Origin of the sequence: Castellaniella hirudinis, assembly GCF_042651965.1 — a bacterium.
Classification (GTDB): Bacteria; Pseudomonadota; Gammaproteobacteria; order Burkholderiales; family Burkholderiaceae_B; genus Castellaniella; species Castellaniella hirudinis.
The window spans coordinates 60,466-77,370 of the sequence record NZ_JBHSDY010000002.1 but is presented as its reverse complement, the minus strand read 5'-3'; the positions used below and the strand labels follow the sequence as shown (position 1 = coordinate 77,370).

12 protein-coding genes and 2 tRNA genes are annotated in these 16,905 nt (G+C 65.8%); 10 read left to right on the top strand and 4 right to left on the bottom strand.

Annotated features, from left to right (window positions below; all coding sequences use genetic code 11):
- Positions 1 to 12 precede the first annotated feature (12 nt).
- Positions 13 to 2,595, bottom strand: a complete 2,583-nt coding sequence (locus ACFO0J_RS02595) for an autotransporter family protein (RefSeq protein WP_376811498.1) — start codon at positions 2,593 to 2,595, stop codon at positions 13 to 15.
- 410 nt (positions 2,596 to 3,005) lie between these two features.
- Here ACFO0J_RS02595 and ACFO0J_RS02590 point away from each other — a divergent pair, with 410 nt between their 5' ends.
- The 5 genes from ACFO0J_RS02590 to pnp all read left to right on the top strand — a co-directional run bounded on the left by ACFO0J_RS02590 (position 3,006) and on the right by pnp (position 9,553).
- On the top strand, positions 3,006 to 5,270 hold the full coding sequence (locus ACFO0J_RS02590; RefSeq protein WP_376811497.1) for a TonB-dependent hemoglobin/transferrin/lactoferrin family receptor: 2,265 nt from the start codon (positions 3,006 to 3,008) through the stop codon (positions 5,268 to 5,270).
- A gap of 84 nt (positions 5,271 to 5,354) precedes the next feature.
- Positions 5,355 to 6,038, top strand: coding sequence for a phosphatidylserine decarboxylase (locus ACFO0J_RS02585; RefSeq protein WP_376811496.1), 684 nt, complete (start codon positions 5,355 to 5,357; stop codon positions 6,036 to 6,038).
- Positions 6,039 to 6,076: 38 nt separating this feature from the next.
- Entirely contained in the window at positions 6,077 to 6,862 is a 786-nt protein-coding gene (gene pssA / locus ACFO0J_RS02580; RefSeq protein ID WP_376811495.1) for a CDP-diacylglycerol--serine O-phosphatidyltransferase, read from the top strand.
- A 121-nt stretch (positions 6,863 to 6,983) separates the two neighbouring features.
- Positions 6,984 to 7,253 carry a 30S ribosomal protein S15 gene (rpsO, locus tag ACFO0J_RS02575; RefSeq protein WP_043683847.1) on the top strand — a complete coding sequence of 90 codons (270 nt, stop codon included), beginning with the start codon at positions 6,984 to 6,986 and terminating at the stop codon, positions 7,251 to 7,253.
- 158 nt (positions 7,254 to 7,411) lie between these two features.
- On the top strand, positions 7,412 to 9,553 hold the full coding sequence (pnp, locus tag ACFO0J_RS02570) for a polyribonucleotide nucleotidyltransferase (protein WP_376811494.1): 2,142 nt from the start codon (positions 7,412 to 7,414) through the stop codon (positions 9,551 to 9,553).
- Positions 9,554 to 9,670: 117 nt separating this feature from the next.
- Here the strand turns inward: pnp and speG are convergent, their stop codons facing one another.
- Positions 9,671 to 10,237 carry a spermidine N1-acetyltransferase gene (speG, locus tag ACFO0J_RS02565; RefSeq protein ID WP_465251282.1) on the bottom strand — a complete coding sequence of 189 codons (567 nt, stop codon included), beginning with the start codon at positions 10,235 to 10,237 and terminating at the stop codon, positions 9,671 to 9,673.
- Between the two features lie 103 nt (positions 10,238 to 10,340).
- On the opposite strand from speG, the gene ACFO0J_RS02560 reads away from it, so the two are divergent.
- On the top strand, positions 10,341 to 11,216 hold the full coding sequence (locus ACFO0J_RS02560; RefSeq protein WP_376811492.1) for a LysR family transcriptional regulator: 876 nt from the start codon (positions 10,341 to 10,343) through the stop codon (positions 11,214 to 11,216).
- Between the two features lie 13 nt (positions 11,217 to 11,229).
- Here ACFO0J_RS02560 and ACFO0J_RS02555 read toward each other — a convergent pair whose 3' ends face one another.
- On the bottom strand, positions 11,230 to 12,210 hold the full coding sequence (locus tag ACFO0J_RS02555) for an NAD(P)H-quinone oxidoreductase (protein ID WP_376811491.1): 981 nt from the start codon (positions 12,208 to 12,210) through the stop codon (positions 11,230 to 11,232).
- A gap of 57 nt (positions 12,211 to 12,267) precedes the next feature.
- Here ACFO0J_RS02555 and ACFO0J_RS02550 point away from each other — a divergent pair.
- From ACFO0J_RS02550 to ACFO0J_RS02535, 4 genes are all read left to right on the top strand, one after another.
- Positions 12,268 to 12,355, top strand: a tRNA-Ser gene (locus ACFO0J_RS02550).
- Between the two features lie 106 nt (positions 12,356 to 12,461).
- Positions 12,462 to 13,565, top strand: coding sequence for a PLP-dependent cysteine synthase family protein (locus ACFO0J_RS02545; RefSeq protein ID WP_376811490.1), 1,104 nt, complete (start codon positions 12,462 to 12,464; stop codon positions 13,563 to 13,565).
- Between the two features lie 41 nt (positions 13,566 to 13,606).
- Entirely contained in the window at positions 13,607 to 15,115 is a 1,509-nt protein-coding gene (locus ACFO0J_RS02540; protein ID WP_376811489.1) for a diguanylate cyclase, read from the top strand.
- A 127-nt stretch (positions 15,116 to 15,242) separates the two neighbouring features.
- Positions 15,243 to 15,327, top strand: a tRNA-Leu gene (locus ACFO0J_RS02535).
- 70 nt (positions 15,328 to 15,397) lie between these two features.
- Here ACFO0J_RS02535 and ACFO0J_RS02530 read toward each other — a convergent pair.
- Positions 15,398 to 16,501, bottom strand: coding sequence for a PDDEXK nuclease domain-containing protein (locus tag ACFO0J_RS02530; RefSeq protein ID WP_376811488.1), 1,104 nt, complete (start codon positions 16,499 to 16,501; stop codon positions 15,398 to 15,400).
- Between the last annotated feature and the right edge of the window lie 404 nt (positions 16,502 to 16,905).

Below are 16,905 nucleotides of genomic sequence, written 5' to 3'. Positions count from 1 at the left end.
CCCCGGGGGGCTTCAGAACCGGATGTTCAGATGCGCCCGGGCGCCGTTGTCGTGGCTGCGCGCGCCGAATTGCCCCGTGTAGGCGATGCCCAGCGTGGTGCGCTTTCCGACCGTGAAGTCCAGGCCGGCTTCCAGGACGGCGGCATCCCGGTCGATCGGCACGCCGGCGACGGAGAAGGCCTCTCCGCCGGAGAAGGCCAGCGTCGTGCGCGGCGTGGTGTCGCCGGCGGCATGGCGCCAGCCGATCAGGCCGCGTGCCGTCCCGGTTGCGCGGCCCAGGTCGAAGGGCATGGCGGCCCGCAGGCCCAGTGTCGTGTAGGTGGTGTCGCTGTTGCCGGACGCGCTGTGCAGCGCCGCGGCGCCGCCCTGTTCGGTGAAGCCGTCGGTGTGCTGTCGCAGGTACGCCAGATTGGCGAAGGGCTCGAACGAGGCCGCCGACGCGTCGATGCGATAGCTGACCTCGCCAAAGGCCTGGAAGGTGCGGGCGTCGTAGTCGGCCGTCAGGCGGTCGGTATAGCCGGGGAAGGCGGCCGAGCGTCGGGTGGAGACCTGGTGCCAGGTGTAGATCGCACCCGCCTTCAGGCTGAGCGCGCCGTGCTGCGAGCCGCCGTACAGGCCCAGGTGATAGTTGTCGCTCGACCCGGACGCGTCGCTGCCGTCGGTGTCGAAGCGGTCGTGGCTGTAGCCCACCAGGACGCCCAGGCGCAGCTTGGGCGCGACCAGCCCATCGACACCGGCCAGAAAGCCGCTGCTGGACCGGTGCAGACCGGCGGCGTTGCCGTCGCTGTCGGTGCGGCCCCAGGTGCCGAAGGTCGAACCCCAGGCGCTGAAGCGCCCGCTGTCGGCCGATGCTTGCGGCGATCCCAGGGTCGCCAGGCCGCCGCTGTCCGCGGCCGTGGCGCCGTAGCCGTAGGCCAGCAGGCGCGGGGCGGCGGCGGTGGTGTTCCCCGAGTGTCCGGCGCCCACCGATCCCAGGACGGACTGGAGCCGCTGGCCGAGTGCGTTGCCGATGGCCTGGCTGCCGGCGGTCAGGGCGCTGCCGGCCGAGGCATGGATCTCGCCTGAAAGCTGGTCGAAGGCCGTGCGTGCCTGATCGGCCGACAGACTGGTCACGGCGTCGTAGACCGTATTGCCCGCGCCCAGGCTTTCCACGCCGGCGCCGGTCGCGCGCTGGTTGGGGGTGCGGCCGACGGTCGGGAAGCGGACAGCGTTTCGTGCCATCGACAGGGTGATGCGGTGGGTGTCGTAGCGGAGCGAAGGCGTCAAAAAGGCCAGGTTCGAGGTCACGCCGTCGAAAGTGCCGATCAGGGGATTGGCGGCGCTCAGGATGATGTAGTCGGTCCGGGCCGCGTAGTTGCCGGACCCGGCCAGGACCTGCACGGTGCCGCCATGGATCGTGGCCGTGCCGCCGGCTTCTATCCGATCCGATTGCCCCGCTGCGTTGACTTCGACCTGGTAGATTGAACCGGCGTCGAAGGTGACACTGGCGACATTGAGCGTGCCGATGGAGTTGCCCGGGGCGATCGTGCTGCCGGGTGCGGCGTTGACATGGCCCACTGTGCCGATGCCGCTGAGCGTGCCACCGTTGAGCATGATGTTGCCGGCCGTGCCATTGACCACCAGACTGCCGTCATCGATGGTCCAGTCTTGCGTTCCGCTGCCCGTCAGCGTCCAGGTGCCGGCGCCGGTTTTCTGGAAGAGGGCGAAGTCCCGGAATTGCTGGGAGCCGCCGATCCGGGACGCGTCAAAGGACGTCGTGGCATCGGTGGTGTGGCCGCCCAGGATCAGCGTGTTCGTGCCGGTTCCGCCGACATTGCCTTCGATGGACCAGCCGGCTTGCAGTTCGAGGCTGTTGTTCCCACCGGTGAATTCGATGGCATTGGCGCGGGCGCCACTCCCTCCGGTCTGGCCGCCGGAGATGGCGCCGCTGTTGACGATGGCAAGGTCATTGCCTCTGATGCCGACGCCGCCTTGCCCCTGAATCCCAGAGGGGCCGTCGGGGGCGGTCAGGCCAGTCGGAGAACCGTTGCCGCCGTTGGCGCCACTGCCGCCTGCGCCGCTGTTGCCGCCTGCGCCGCCGGAGATGGTGCCGCTGTTGATGATCGTGGTGTCGGTGGCAGAGATTCCTGCGCCGCCCCATCCGCCGAATCCGCCGTCGCCGCCATTGCCGCCATTGCCGCCGCCGCCGCCCGCATCGCCGCCGTTGCCGCCGTTGCCGCCAGCACCGCCGCTGCCGCCGCTGCCGCCGTCACCGCCAGTGATCTCGCCCCGGTTGGTGATGGTGACAGCCGTGGCACTGATGCCTGCGCTGCCGTCGCCTCCATTGCCGCCGTTGCCGCCGCTTCCGCCACTGCTGCCGTTGGTGTTGCTGCCTGGAGCGCCGCTGAGGCCCGTGGCCCCTGCGCCGCCGCTGCCCCCCGCGCCGCCGACACCGCTTTGAATGAGCGCGCCGCTTTCGCTGGTCAGGGACGGACCCGAGACCCCCGTGAACACGAGGCTCTGACCGCCGTTGCCGCCGTCACCGCCTGCACCGGCCTGGGTGTTGGTGCCGCCGCCCGCGCCCGCGCCGCCGTTGCCGCCGGCGCCGCCACGCACGTGGCCGCTGCCGATGGATGGCCCAGGGGAAAAGAGGGCTGGACCGCCGCTGCCGCCGTTGCCTCCTGGAGCGCCCCTGCTGTGGCATCGGCGCCGGAGGTGCCGTTGGCTCCCGTGTAGTCAGTCGCCAGGGCAGGGGCGCAAAGCCCCGCCAATGCCAGGATCAGCACCGCGCCGGCAATCGGGTGGAGCCTGTGGCCTGTGCGTGCTTTTCGGGAATGGGCAAGGCCCAGAGAACTACGCATGGCATGTCTCCTCGATGTCATCGGATGTGTTTTTTTTTGCTTGCAGCTTCAAGGGTATCAAAACTTGTTGAAGTATCCCTACTTGAGTTATTGATATTGCAAATAAGAACAAGTATCATTTTCAAGTTAAAAATCATTTGAATTTAAAATAAGGGAAGAAAGAGCATGGCACGTAGAATAGGCATGGGCATCTGCCTGGCGCTGGTTGCGCCGGTCGGTCTGGCGCAGACGCCGTCCGGTCCGCAGGCCTCGCCGGAGGTCCAGACGCTGTCTCCGTTGCGGGTGGAAGGGCAGGCCGACGGGGCGCTGCCGCCCGGATCGTCGGTCATCGCCAAGGAAGCGCTCGAACAACGCGGCATCGACAGCTGGGAAGATTTCGCCCGCCGGGGCGATCCAGGGGTCGGTTTCAGCCGCGAGACCAACAGCATCAATGTGCGCGGCCAGGATGGCGATCGCGTCGTGACCCGTGTGGACGGCATCCGTATTCCCTGGCTGAACGACGGCGCCCGGGGCGAGAAGGGCGGCCTGAACACCATCGACTTCAACACCCTGTCCAGCATCGACCTGGTGCGCGGCGCCGCCGGAGCCCAGTCCGGCGCCCTGGCCGGCTATCTGGACCTGCGCACGCTGGCGCCCGACGACCTGCTGTCCTCGGGCCGGGATTTCGGCGCCCTGGTCAAGAGCAGCTTCGATGGCGCCGATGACAGCCAGAGCGTGGCGGCGGCGCTGGCCGGCCGCCTGGGGCAGGGGGATACCCGCTGGCTGCTGCAGGCGGGTATCCGCCGGGGACACGAATTGAAGAACTGGGGCGAGACCGGCGGCCTGGGGACGAAGCGCGACAAGCCGAATCCCCTGGCCTATACGCAGCGCAACCTGCTGGTCAAGCTGCAGCATGACCTGAATGCCGAGCACAGCCTGGGCCTGAGCGGCGAGCTGTTCGACCGCAGCAGCGACAGCGAGCTCTTGTCCGAACAGGGGACGGGCACTTCCTACGAGCAGGGCCACAATGGTTTCGAGAAGGACTCGCGCCGGCGGGCGGTGCTGTCCTACGGGTTTCACGCGCAAGCCTCCAAGGCCGCGATTCAGAATGGCGAGATCAAGCTGTACTGGCAGCGCAGCCGCCATGAGGGCGGCAACGACGGCGTGCGCATCCCGGATGCGCGCGGGGCGAGGCCGCCAGGGTCGATGTTTGCTTATCAATATCCCTATGGTCCGTATGGCCGCGGCAATTCGGTCAAGGAGATGGATTACGGGCTGGTCAGCCAGTCGGATGGTTATCTCATCGCGGGATCGGTGCAGCATCACTGGTCCGCGGGGCTGGACTGGAGCCGGAACCGCAACTCGCAGTATTCCAGCGGCTACGATAATTGCCCGGCGACGCTGCCTTCCGGCGCTTTCATGGGCCCGCGCAGTTGCGAGTTCCTGCACACCAATCAGGCCGACATGCCAGAAGTGAAAGGCCATCAATGGTCGGTCTGGGCCCAGGACGAGATCTCGTGGGCGCAGGGCCGCTATGCGCTGACGCCTTCCCTGCGTTTCGACGCCTACCGCCAGTCGCCGCAAAGCGGCGGCGATTATGCGGCCAATCCCAATGCGGACGTGACCTCGCTGAAGGACAGCAGCGGTCAGCGTGTCTCACCGTCCCTGCTGGCGAAATACGCGCCGCGTGAAGACCTGTCCTTCTACGCCAAGTACGGCTATGGCTACAAGGTGCCCTCGGCGTCCCAACTGTATCTGAACTACGGCGCGCCGGGTTCGTACCTGCGCGTGGGCAATCCGGACCTGAAGCCCGAGGTCAGCCACGGCTATGAACTGGGGATCGAGGCGGGCGATGCGGCGCGCGGCGCGCGCCTGAGTTTCTACGACAACCGCTACCGGGACTATATCGACAGCGTGGCCATCGGGCCGGATTCTCCCAATTGGGATTCCGCCTGGGCGGGGGTGTACCCCCTGGGGGTCACGGGCACCGTCAACCGCGCCCGGGTGCGCATCTACGGCGTGGAGCTGGAAGGTCACTGGGATTTCGATACGCACTGGTACACGCGCGGTTCGCTGGCCTGGACCCATGGCCGGGATCTGGACGAAGACCAGTACCTGAACTCCGTGGCGCCGCTCAAGGCCATTCTGGCGCTGGGCTACCGGACGCCGCAATGGGGGGCCGAGGCGGTCTCCACGCTGGCGCGGCGGCGCACGCAGGTCGCCGATCCGAAGGCCGATTTCCAGGCGCCCGGTTATGGAGTCATGGATCTGAACGCCTGGTGGACGCCCGCCGCCGTCAAGGGACTGCGCGTGCAGGCCGGGGTGTTCAACGTGTTCGACAGGAAATACTGGAATGCGCTGGACGTGCCCGATGGCAATCCATCCCGGCCCATCGACTGGTACACCCAGCCGGGCCGCAGCCTGCGCGTCAGCGTGTCGTATCAATATTGAACGTGACGCCGCCGCTGGCGGCCTGAGGGGCGGGGCGTCGGTTTTCCGACATCGCCCCTCATTTGGGTTATTCTTGCGCCTACCATGAAAATCCCTCCTTATCCGCATCCTCTGATCGCCCGCGAAGGCTGGCCCATTCTGGCCGGCGCGCTGATCGTGTCCCTGCTGGTGACCTGGTGGTCGCCGTGGGCGTCCCTCCCGTTCTGGGTGTTCACCGTGTTCGCCCTGCAGTTCTTCCGCGACCCCGCGCGCGAGGCGCCGGAGGGCGAGGGCCTGGTGCTGTGTCCGGCCGACGGCCGCATCGTCTGCGTCGAGGACGCGGCCGACCCCTATGCAGGCGGGCGTCCGTCGCTGAAGATCAGCGTCTTCATGAACGTCTTCAACGTGCACTCGAACCGCGCCCCCGTGGACGGCGAGGTGCAGTCGATCGAGTACTTTCCGGGCAAGTTCTTCAACGCGGCGCTGGACAAGGCCTCGCTGGAAAACGAGCGCAACGCCATGGTGCTGCGCACGGCCGACGGGCAGACGGTCACGGCCGTTCAGGTCGCCGGGCTGGTGGCCAAGCGCATTCTGTGTCATGCCCGGGCCGGACAGGCCCTGTATGCGGGGCAGCGCTACGGCTTCATCCGCTTCGGATCGCGGGTGGACGTATACTTGCCCGTAGGGACGCGCCCCAGGGTCGCCCTGGGCGACAAGGTCAAGGCCACCCGCACGGTCCTGGCCGAACTGCCTGTCGCTTCGGCCGGCGATGACGCCCCCGCAGCTTGATCTGCATCTGACTCAACGCACTCGATCCAACACACTTGATGCCTGACGAACCGCAGCGCCGCCGCAGCATTTATCTGCTGCCCAACGCTTTCACCACCGCCAACCTGTTCGCCGGTTTCTACGCCGTCGTCCAGGCCATGAACCAGCACTACGAGGTGGCGGCCATCGCCATCTTCCTGGCGATGGTGTTCGACAGCATGGACGGACGCGTGGCCCGGCTGACCAATACCCAGTCCGCCTTCGGCGAGCAGTACGACTCCCTGGCCGACATGATTTCCTTCGGCATGGCGCCCGCGCTGGTGATGTACGAATGGTCGCTGCAGGGCCTGGGCCGCTGGGGCTGGCTGGCCGCCTTCGTCTATGTGGTGGGGGCCGCGCTGCGCCTGGCGCGCTTCAACGCCAATATCGGCAAGGTCGACAAGCAATACTTCCAGGGGCTGCCCAGCCCGGCGGCGGCCGCCCTGATCGCCGGTTTCGTCTGGCTGTCGGTGGACAACAAACTGTCCCTGTCCGACGGCATCATCGCCTGGGTCGCCTTCGGGACGACGATTTACGCCGGCGTGGCCATGGTGTCCAACGCGCCGTTCTTCAGCGGCAAGTCTTTCGCGCTGGGCCGCAGCGTGCCGTTCTGGGTCATGCTGGTGGTGGTGGCGGTCTTCGTCTTCGTGTCCAGCGATCCGCCGGTGGTGCTGTTCCTGCTGTTCGTGGTCTACAGCCTGTCGGGCTGGGTGCTGTGGGTCTGGCGCGTGCGCCGGGCGCGCCGCCTGGGGCAGCGCATGCGGGGCGCCGACAACGGTGACGGTTCCGCAGAAGAACAGTCCTGACGGGCGCGCATTCCCGGCCGTAATCCGCTATAATCTTTCCGCGCCACGTTTTGCGTGGCGTTTTCATTTGATCCCACGGCAGCGCGCCTCGGTGCTGCCGCTTGTCCATTGAGGAATAGAAATGTCTGTTGCAGATATCGTCAAGTCCGACATCGTTGCGCAATTCCAGCGCGCCGCCAGCGACACCGGCTCTCCTGAAGTCCAGGTCGCCCTGCTCACGGCCCGCATCAACGAACTGACCGGCCACTTCAAGACCCACAAGAAAGACCACCACTCGCGTCGCGGCCTGCTGCGCATGGTCAGCCGCCGTCGCAAGCTGCTGGACTACCTGAAGGGCCGCAACCCCGATTCGTACCGCGCACTGATCGAAAAACTCGGCCTGCGCAAGTAATGCCCGGGGGCTTTGCTCCCTTTGCACGAGCCGTGTACGCTGCATCGTTTTTGGCAGCGTGCGCGGCTTTTTGTCATGGGTCGCCGCAATCGGCCCCGCCTCTGGTGGGCGGGTCGCGGGCAAGAGCCCCGCAGGCGTCCCTTTTATAGGATCAGAAAATGTTCAACAAAGTGAGCAAGTCGTTCCAGTACGGCCCGCACACCGTCGTCCTGGAAACCGGCGAAGTCGCCCGTCAGGCCGGCGGTGCGGTGCTGGTGTCCGTCGACGACACGGTGGTGCTGGCCACAGTGGTGGCTGCCAAGACCGCCAAGCCCGGCCAGGACTTCTTTCCGCTGACCGTCGATTACGTCGAAAAGACCTATGCGGCCGGCAAGATCCCCGGCGGTTTCTTCAAGCGTGAAGGCAAGCCCTCCGAAAAGGAAATCCTGACCTCCCGCCTGATCGACCGCCCGCTGCGCCCGCTGTTCCCGGACGGTTTCTACAACGACGTCCAGATCATCATCCACACTGTCTCGGTCAACCCGGAAGTCGATCCCGACATTCCCGCCCTGATCGGCGCCTCGGCTGCGCTGGCGATCTCCGGCATCCCCTTCAACGGTCCGGTGGGCGCCGCCCGCGTGGGCTACATCGACGGCCAGTACGTCCTGAACCCCAGCGCCTCGCAAGTGCGCGGCGAGTCCCAGCTGGACCTGGTGGTCGCCGGGACCGAAGCGGCCGTGCTGATGGTCGAATCCGAAGCCAAGCAACTGTCCGAAGACGTGATGCTGGGCGCCGTGGTGTTCGGCCATGAACAAATGCAGGCCTGCATCAACGCCATCCACGAACTGGTGGCCGAAGCCGGCAAGCCCGAATGGGATTGGCAAGCCGCCCCGCGCAACGAAGTCCTGGCCACCGCCGTGCGCGCCGCCGCCTTCGAACCCCTGCAGGCCGTCTACCAACTGCGTGACAAGCAGGAACGCACCACGCGCCTGCGCCAGGTCTACACCGAAGTCCGCACCAAGCTGGCCGAGCACGCCGCCGCCCGCGGCGACGCCGCCCCCGACCACGTCGAAGTCGAGAACATGCTGTTCGCGCTGGAATCGGAAATCGTCCGCGGCCAGATCCTGAACGGCGAACCGCGCATCGACGGCCGCGACACGCGCACCGTACGTCCGATCAGCATCCGCCTGGGCGTGCTGCCGCGCGCCCACGGTTCCGCCCTGTTCACGCGTGGTGAAACCCAGGCGCTGGTGGTCACCACGCTGGGCACCAAGCAGGACGAGCAGATCATCGACTCGATCATGGGCGAGTACCGTGACCGCTTCATGATGCACTACAACATGCCGCCGTTCGCCACGGGTGAAACCGGCCGCTTCGGTGTGCCCAAGCGCCGCGAAATCGGCCACGGCCGTCTGGCCAAGCGCGCGCTGTCGCCGCTGCTGCCCGCCGCCGAAGACTTCCAGTACACCCTGCGCCTGGTGTCCGAGATCACCGAATCCAACGGTTCTTCGTCCATGGCCTCGGTCTGCGGCGGCAGCCTGTCCATGATGGACGCCGGCGTGCCGGTCAAGGATCACGTGGCGGGCGTCGCCATGGGCCTGATCAAGGAAGGCGGCAAGTTCGCCGTCCTGACCGACATTCTGGGTGACGAGGATCACCTGGGCGACATGGACTTCAAGGTGGCCGGCACCGTCAGCGGCGTCACCGCCCTGCAGATGGACATCAAGATCCAGGGCATCACCAAGGAAATCATGCAGGTCGCGCTGGCCCAGGCCCGCGAAGGCCGCCTGCACATCCTGGGCAAGATGCGCGAAGCCATCGACGGCTCCCGCCAGGAACTGTCCGACTTCGCGCCGCGCATGCTCAGCATCAAGATCAATCCGGAAAAGATCCGTGACGTGATCGGCAAGGGCGGCGCCACCATCCGCGCGCTGACCGAGGAAACCGGCTGCCAGATCGACATCAGCGACGACGGCAGCATCACCATCGCCAGCGCCGACCTGGACCGCGCCCACGAAGCCGAGCGCCGCATCAAGGAACTGACCGCCGACGTCGAAGTGGGCCAGGAATACCAGGGCACCGTCCAGCGCCTGCTGGATTTCGGCGCCATCGTCCAGGTCCTGCCCGGCCGTGACGGTCTGCTGCACATCTCCGAGATCGCCAACTACCGCATTGCCGACATCAACGACGTGCTGAAGGTCGGCCAGTCGGTGCGCGTCAAGGTCATCGAGGCCGACGAACGCGGCCGTCTGCGCCTGTCGGTCAAGGCGATCGGCGGCATCGAAGCCCAAGGCGGTCCGGCCGCCCCGGCCGCGCAGTAATCGCTGTCCGTATCCTTCGCACGGTCTTCGGGCCGTGCGGGGAAAGCAAAATGGGCGTCCTCCGGGACGCCCATTTTCGTGACAGCGGCCGGTCTCGTCCGCCGCACGGCCGTCGGATCAGTAGACGGTCGTCTCCGTCAGGCGGATGTGCGACGGCGGATGCCTGCCCAGATAGTCGTGCTGGAACAGGCGCATCCGCAGGACGCTGCGGTATTCGCCGTTGACGAAGAACTCGTCCTTCAGTTCGCCCTCGGTCTGGAAACCCATCCGGGTATAGATCCGGATCGCCTTCTTGTTTTCGATGTCCACGATCAGGTAGAGCTTGTAGAGGTTCAGCACCCTGAAGCCGTATTCCATCGCCAGTTGTGTCGCGCGGGTGGCGAGGCCCCGGCCCTGGTGTTCGGGCGCGATGATGATCTGGAATTCCGCGCGCCGGTGGATGTGGTCGATTTCCACCAGTTCCACCAGGCCCGCGCGCTGGCCATCGCATTCGACGATGAAGCGCCGCTCACTCTGGTCGTGGACGTGCTGGTCGTACAGGGACTGCAGTTCGGTGAAGGTCACGTACGGTTCTTCGAACCAGTAGCGCATCACACTGGCGTTGTTGTCCAACTGATGTACGAATTGCAGATCCACCCGCTCCAGCGGGCGCAGTTTGATGTGTTCGGCGTGCATGATCGATATCCTTCCTCCTTGACAATACAAGGAGCTGAAGACATTATCTTTCTTGTTTTGCGATCCATAAAGATGGAATCGATCTGATTAATAGATAGATAATCCACGACTCATGCGCTGGGATCTAGACCAATTGCGCCAGTTCATCGCCACGGCGGACAGTGGTTCGATCAGCGCCGCCGCCCGGAGCCTGGGAAAAGCCCAATCGGCCGTCAGCACGGCGATCGCGCTGCTGGAAGCCGATCTCGGCGTGATGCTGTTCGATCGCTCGGGCCACCGGGCGCGCCCCACCGACGCCGGCCGGGTGCTGCTGCTGGAGGCCCGGGAACTCCTGCGGCAGGCGTCCGAGCTCGACCAGCGCGCCCTGTCCCTGGCGGCCGGCGACGACGCCAGGCTGGCGCTGGCGTTCGACGAGGCGCTGCCCTACATGGCCATCAGCGCCCTGGTGAGGGAACTGTCGGACCGTTTCCCTCATCTGGAGTTGACCCTGCTCAACGGCACGGCTGCGGAAGTCGCGGATTATGTGGCCGGCCGGCGGGCCGACGCGGCCTTTCACTTCGACAGGGGACCTGCCTATGCGCACTGCGACCAGCACCATATCGGCGCGGTGCCGCAGGGCGTGTTCGTGTCCAGCGGCCATCCGCTGCTGGAGGCGGGGCTGGCCGGCCGCAAGGCACTGGCCCGTCATCGCCAGATCCTGATGCATGCGGACGACATGCGGGAGCAGGCCTACAGCCCCCGCGTGTGGCGCTCGGACAGTTTCTACAGCATCGCCGACATGGTGGCCGATGGGCTGGGATGGGCGATCCTGCCGGTCAATATCGCACGGGAGGAGAGCTACCCGAAGTCGCTCAGGCAACTGGAGTGTCCGTCGCTGACGCTGCCCCCGCTGCCGGTGCGCGTACTGTGGCGCCGGGGCACGCGGCCCGGCGCGTCGGCGCGATGGGTGGAGACCCGTTTCTCCGAATTGCTGCGCAGCGCCGGATGAGCGGGCCGGCGCTTCAGCGCACCGTCAGCACGATCTTGCCGATCTGCTCGCCCGCGTCCATCATCGCGTGGGCGCGTGACGCCTCGGCCAGCGGGAAAGTCGCGTGGATCGAGGGCCGTACCGCGCCGGACTCCAGCAGCGGCCAGACGCGCTCGCGCAACGACTGCGCGATGCGGGCCTTGAAGGCCACGGGGCGCGCCCGCAGCGTCGAGCCCGTCACCGTCAGGCGGCGGCGCATCACGTCGCCGCAGTTCAGCGTGCCTTTCGCGCCGCCCAGCAGGGCGATCATCACCAGCCGGCCGTCGTCGGCCAGCACGTCGATGTTGCGCTCCAGGTACTTGCCCGCCACCATGTCCAGGATCACATCCACGCCGCGGCCGTTCGTCAGCGCCTTGATCTCGGCAACGAAATCCTGCGTGCGGTAGTCGATGCCGCGCGCGCAGCCCAGGGCTTCGACGGCCTGGACGCGTTCGGGGCTGCCGGCCGTGGCATAGACCGTGTGGCCGAAGGCGCGCGCCAGCGCGATGGCCGTGGTGCCGATGCCGCTGGCGCCGCCGTGGACCAGCAGGGTCTCGCCGGCCGTCAGGGCGCCCCGGTCGAAGACATTGCTCCAGACCGTGAAATAGGTTTCCGGCAGCGCGGCGGCCTCGACCATGGACAGGCCTGCCGGCACGGGCAGGCATTGCGCGGCGGGCGCCACGCAGTATTGCGCATAGCCGCCGCCGGTCACCAGGGCGCAGACGGCATCCCCCGGTTTGAATCCGGCGGATTCCGGATCGCCGCCGACGATGCGGCCGGCGATTTCCAGGCCGGGCAGGTCGGATGCGCCGGCGGGGGGCGGATAACTGCCCTGGCGCTGGAAGACGTCGGGCCGGTTGACCCCGGCGGCTTCGACTTCGATCAGCACCTCGCCGGGGCCGGGTGCCGGGGTGGGGCGGTCCGTCAGGCGCAGGACTTCGGGGCCGCCCGGCGCGGTGATTTCAATGGCTTGCATGTGGCGCTCCTTCGAATGTGCAAGCGGCATTATGCGCTACACTCTCGGTCTTCATGCGGAGGTGTGGCAGAGTGGTCGATTGCACCGGTCTTGAAAACCGGCAACGGGCAACCGTTCGTGAGTTCGAATCTCACCGCCTCCGCCAGCATCATCGGTTCGCCTGCCGTTAGTGTACAAACGCCTGCCTGGTGACGACAGAACTTGTAATATGTCATCATCCGCTCGTGACCGGGTCCAGGGAAAAACACAAAATGAATCACTGCACTCAGGGGCGCAGCGTCCTGGCGCCCGAAGATCGGGACTGGACGCGTCGGGCCATCCGCATTCTGGAAGCAGATGGCCGGCGTTCCGCCGACACGCACCTGGTCAAGCCGGATTTCCCGGGGTTGCGCGGTATCGACATCTACTTCAAGGACGAGAGCACGCACCCGACCGGCAGCCTCAAGCACCGTCTGGCGCGCTCTCTGTTCCTGTACGGCATCTGCAACGGCCGCATTCGCAAAAACACGCTGCTGGTCGAGGCCTCGTCGGGGTCGACGGCGGTGTCGGAAGCCTATTTCGCCCGGCTGCTGGGCCTGTCCTTCGTCGCCGTGATGACGCGTTCGACCAGCCGGCAGAAGGTCGAGGCGATCGAACGTTTCGGCGGGCGCTGCCATTTCGTGGACCATGCCCGGGAAGTCTATGACGCGGCCCAGTCCATTGCGGACGAATCGGGCGGCTATTATCTGGACCAGTTCACGCACGCCGAGCGCGCCACGGACTGGCGCGGCAATAACAATATCGCCGAAAGCATCTTCCGCCAGATGGAAGGCGAGTTCCATGCCGTCCCCGAATGGGTGGTCATGAGCGCCGGCACCGGCGGCACCTCGGCCACGCTGGGGCGCTTCATCCGCTACCGCAACCTGGACACCCGGCTTTGCGTGGTCGATGTCGAAGGCTCCGCCTTTTACGAGGCCTGGCAAAGCGGCGACATGGGCATCACGGCGACCGGCTCGCGCATCGAAGGGATCGGCCGCCCGCGCGTCGAGCCTTCCTTCATCCCGACGGTCATCGACGAGATGATCCGCATCCCCGACGAGGCTTCGATCGCGGCTGCGCACGTGCTGTCCGACCGGCTGTTCCGCCGCGTCGGCGGGTCGACGGGCACGAACTTCATGGGTGTGCTGTGCATGGCCTCGCTCATGCGGCGGCAGGAGCGGACCGGGTCCCTGGTGACGCTGATCTGCGACAGCGGCGACCGTTACGCCACGACGTACTACGACGAAGACTGGCTGCGCGCGCAGCACCTGGACATCAGCGGATGGCGCGCGCGGATCGAGCATTTTCTGGACACCGGCGAAGGATGCTTGCTATAGGGCGGATTCCGTCGATTCTGTCGGGATTGTTGCTGGGGTGCATGCTGCCGTGGGCCGCGCTGGCTGCTCCGGCCGCTGACTGCGCGGGTGCGCAGCATGTGCGTCTGCGTGAGCCCGTCATCGTCAGTACCGATGAGCGAGCCGAACTCAGCGCCTTGCCGCCCTTGCGCGTGGTGGTGCTGGACGCCCCGCCCATGACGCGCTTCGACCCGGACCGGAACGTCTATACCGGTGTCGGCATCGATACCTGGTGTTTCATTGCCGCCCAGCTCGGGCTGCATTATGAGATCGATCCGGCGCCGGGCTGGACCGTGGCCGAGAAGATCGCCGGGGTTCAGGAACATCGCGCCGACGTCATGATTCCGCTCAGCCTGCGGCCCGACCGGGCGCTGCGTGGCCTGTTTACCCAGCCCTATTACAAAAGCCACTACGCCGTCATCGCCCGCAAGGGCGTGCAGCCGCAGATTCACCAGATGGCCGATCTGGCGCGCTACCGCGTCGGCGTCATGCATGGCGTCGCATTCGAGCCCATGCTCAGGGATATGGTGCCGACGGATCGGCTGCGGACTTACGACCAGTCCTCCAGCGACGGCCTGTTCAAGGCGCTGCGGGCGGGCGAGATCGACGTGGCCGTGTTCAACCAGAGCATTTTTGCCGAGAAGCGCTACAGCCACGAATATTTCGACCTGGAGGTCGTCCTGGTGCTGCACGAATATCCGCGCGCCTATCGGTTCTACGTCAGCGACACCTCTGAGCATCGGCAACTGGTGCGGGTGTTCGACCGGTATCTCGCGGCGCTGGACGTGTCGGCATCCATCGCGCGGCACGAGGAGGGCGAAGTCCAGCTCATCGAGCGCTACGTGGCCCAGCGCAGCCAGCGGACCCTGCTGCAGGTCGCCAGCGTTGTTGCCGTGCTGCTGGCCTTGGTGTGCGTGCTGGCCTTGCGCCGCTACCGCCGGCTGTCCCACCTGCTGGCCGAGCGCAACCAGCACATTCTGCGGCAGCAGGAGGCCCTGCAGGCCGCCAACCAGGAGTTGGAAAGACAAAGCCAGACCGACGGCCTGACCCACCTGGCCAATCGCCGGCATTTCGATCAGGCGCTGGCGCGTGAGCACGCGCGCTGGCGGCGTACGGGCTCGCCCCTGAGCCTGATGATGCTGGACGTGGATTACTTTAAACGCGTGAATGACCTCTATGGCCATCAGGTCGGCGACGACTGTCTGCGCGCCATCGCGCAGGTGCTGCGTGACAACGTGGCCCGCTCCGCCGACCTGGCGGCACGCTACGGCGGCGAGGAGTTCGCCTGCCTGCTGCCCGAGACCGATTCAGAGTCGGCCCGGATCGTGGCCGAGCGCATCCGTACGGCCGTGGCGCGGCCCGAACTGTTGAATACCCAGGGAGACCGCCCGCGCGTGACCCTGAGCATCGGCATCGCCACCCTGGCAGGCGGTCGGGCCGACGCATCGGAACTGCTGGCCGCCGCCGACGCCCAGCTCTACGCCGCCAAGCAGGCCGGGCGGGATCGGGTGCACGCGGTGGTGTTGAATTAGGGTGGGTGTGGGAGCCCCTTTCGCCGCCGGGCCGCTCCAAGGCGAAAGAGCCCCCTCGGGGGGCAGCGAGCCTGCGTCAGCATGCGTGGCGTGGGGGCCCTTTTCGGTACAATGCCGCATCACATCTGCCCGAGTGGTGAAATTGGTAGACACAAGGGACTTAAAATCCCTCGGCTTCGGCCGTGCGGGTTCGATTCCCGCCTCGGGCACCATTTAAAATCAACAGCTTGGAAAGTTGCTGATGATCAACGTTCCGCATTACAGCGCATGGCCTTTTCTTGGCTAATGCGATGTGCGCGATTCGAGCAAGCGCCGCGTATTCTCCAACTCCTTCTGCAACAGTTCGGCATCCGGCAGCACAGTACGGTAGTTCGCCGCCATCACCTTCGACGGCAAGCCTTCCAGCGCATACCGCGCTAGGGCTTGGCCTTTGTCGGCGCACAGGATCAAACCCACAGGCGGGTTTTCATCGGGATAGGCCCAGTGCTCCTTGGCGTAGTTGCAATACATGTGCATCTGGCCTACATCCGCATGCGACAGGCTGCCCAGTTTCAGGTCGATGATGACCAGGCAGCGCAACTTACGATGGAACAGCAGCAAGTCCACCCGATACCATGTCTGGTCGATACGCAGCCGTCGTTGCCGCCCGATGAAGGTAAACCCCTCGCCCAGTTCCAGCAGGAAATCCTCCAGCCTCTGGGTGAGCGCCGCCTCCAGATCGGATTCGGAATACTCGTCCTTGAGGTTCAGGAACTCCAGCATGTAGGGGTCTTTGATGGCATCGTCCGGCGTCGCGGCGTCTTCTGACTTGGGCAAGGCGCCCTTAGTCAGCATTGCCGCCTTATCTTTCGACAACGCGGTGCGCTCGTAGAACTGGCTGCCAATCTGCCGGTCAAGCTGGCGCACGCTCCAGCCGCCGCGCAGCGCCTCGACCTCGTAGAACTGGCGGGCGTGTTCGTCTTTCACCGACAGTAACCGGACATAGGCCGACCACGGCAGAGTGAACGCCCCGGCCAGTTCGGCCAGGGTGAATTTCCGAGACACCGTCGCGGAATTCTCCAAGACAGGGACGCCGCCCAATTTCCTAGACAGTGTCTGGGAAATTTCGGAGGCGGGATATGCAAGGAAGAACCGCCGCATATTTTCCAGGTTGTTGACACCGAATCCCCGCCCGAACCGGGTGGTCAGGTCGTTGGACAGCCGTTCTATCAACTGCTCGCCGTAGCTTGCGCGTCGCCTGCCTTGTTGCTCAGCCTCCACGAGACGTCGGCCAATTTCCCAATAGCTGGCCGTCATCAACGCATTGACGCTGCGCGTTGCTGCCCGGCGCGCAGCGTCCAGCAGTTCCACGATGTCGCCGTGGATGCCGGCATAGCCGGCAGGCAAGAGGGGTCTTTCGTGGGTTTTTGGGTTTGGGCGCTCGTCACGTGGGCTCCTGGGGCTGTCGCTTCCCAATGATTGTCTGGCGCCGATTTGCCGCCTGTTCGGCAGGTCGGCGCACTCGGATCATCCGCAGTATGAACGTCGCGTATGAGCACCGCGACTGTCTGTGTGCTGTTAGTGCCATACCCCCTTGATGGTTACACACGGACCGGTCATTACGTGAGAACACGTCCTGCCGCGCGTCATGGCCCACCACGTCGAAGTCGTAGCGGGCTTTCGCCAGTTCGCTCAGGCCTTATGTCATCGAACTGGGGTGGCGGTCAGACAGCCTGCGAGATCCCGCCATCCAGCATTTGAAGACCTTGCTGCTGGATGTCTGTCGCATCGTCTTGACGTCGCAAGCCTGA

Excerpts from the sequence above, each read along its gene's own strand:
- ACFO0J_RS02590 (WP_376811497.1), top strand. The coding sequence starts at position 3,006 with ATGGCACGTAGAATAGGCATGGGCATCTGCCTGGCGCTGGTTGCGCCG.
- ACFO0J_RS02585 (WP_376811496.1), top strand. The coding sequence starts at position 5,355 with ATGAAAATCCCTCCTTATCCGCATCCTCTGATCGCCCGCGAAGGCTGG.
- pssA (WP_376811495.1), top strand. The coding sequence starts at position 6,077 with ATGCCTGACGAACCGCAGCGCCGCCGCAGCATTTATCTGCTGCCCAAC.
- rpsO (WP_043683847.1), top strand. The coding sequence starts at position 6,984 with ATGTCTGTTGCAGATATCGTCAAGTCCGACATCGTTGCGCAATTCCAG.
- pnp (WP_376811494.1), top strand. The coding sequence starts at position 7,412 with ATGTTCAACAAAGTGAGCAAGTCGTTCCAGTACGGCCCGCACACCGTC.
- ACFO0J_RS02560 (WP_376811492.1), top strand. The coding sequence starts at position 10,341 with ATGCGCTGGGATCTAGACCAATTGCGCCAGTTCATCGCCACGGCGGAC.
- ACFO0J_RS02555 (WP_376811491.1), bottom strand. The coding sequence starts at position 12,210 with ATGCAAGCCATTGAAATCACCGCGCCGGGCGGCCCCGAAGTCCTGCGC.
- ACFO0J_RS02545 (WP_376811490.1), top strand. The coding sequence starts at position 12,462 with ATGAATCACTGCACTCAGGGGCGCAGCGTCCTGGCGCCCGAAGATCGG.
- ACFO0J_RS02540 (WP_376811489.1), top strand. The coding sequence starts at position 13,607 with ATGCTGCCGTGGGCCGCGCTGGCTGCTCCGGCCGCTGACTGCGCGGGT.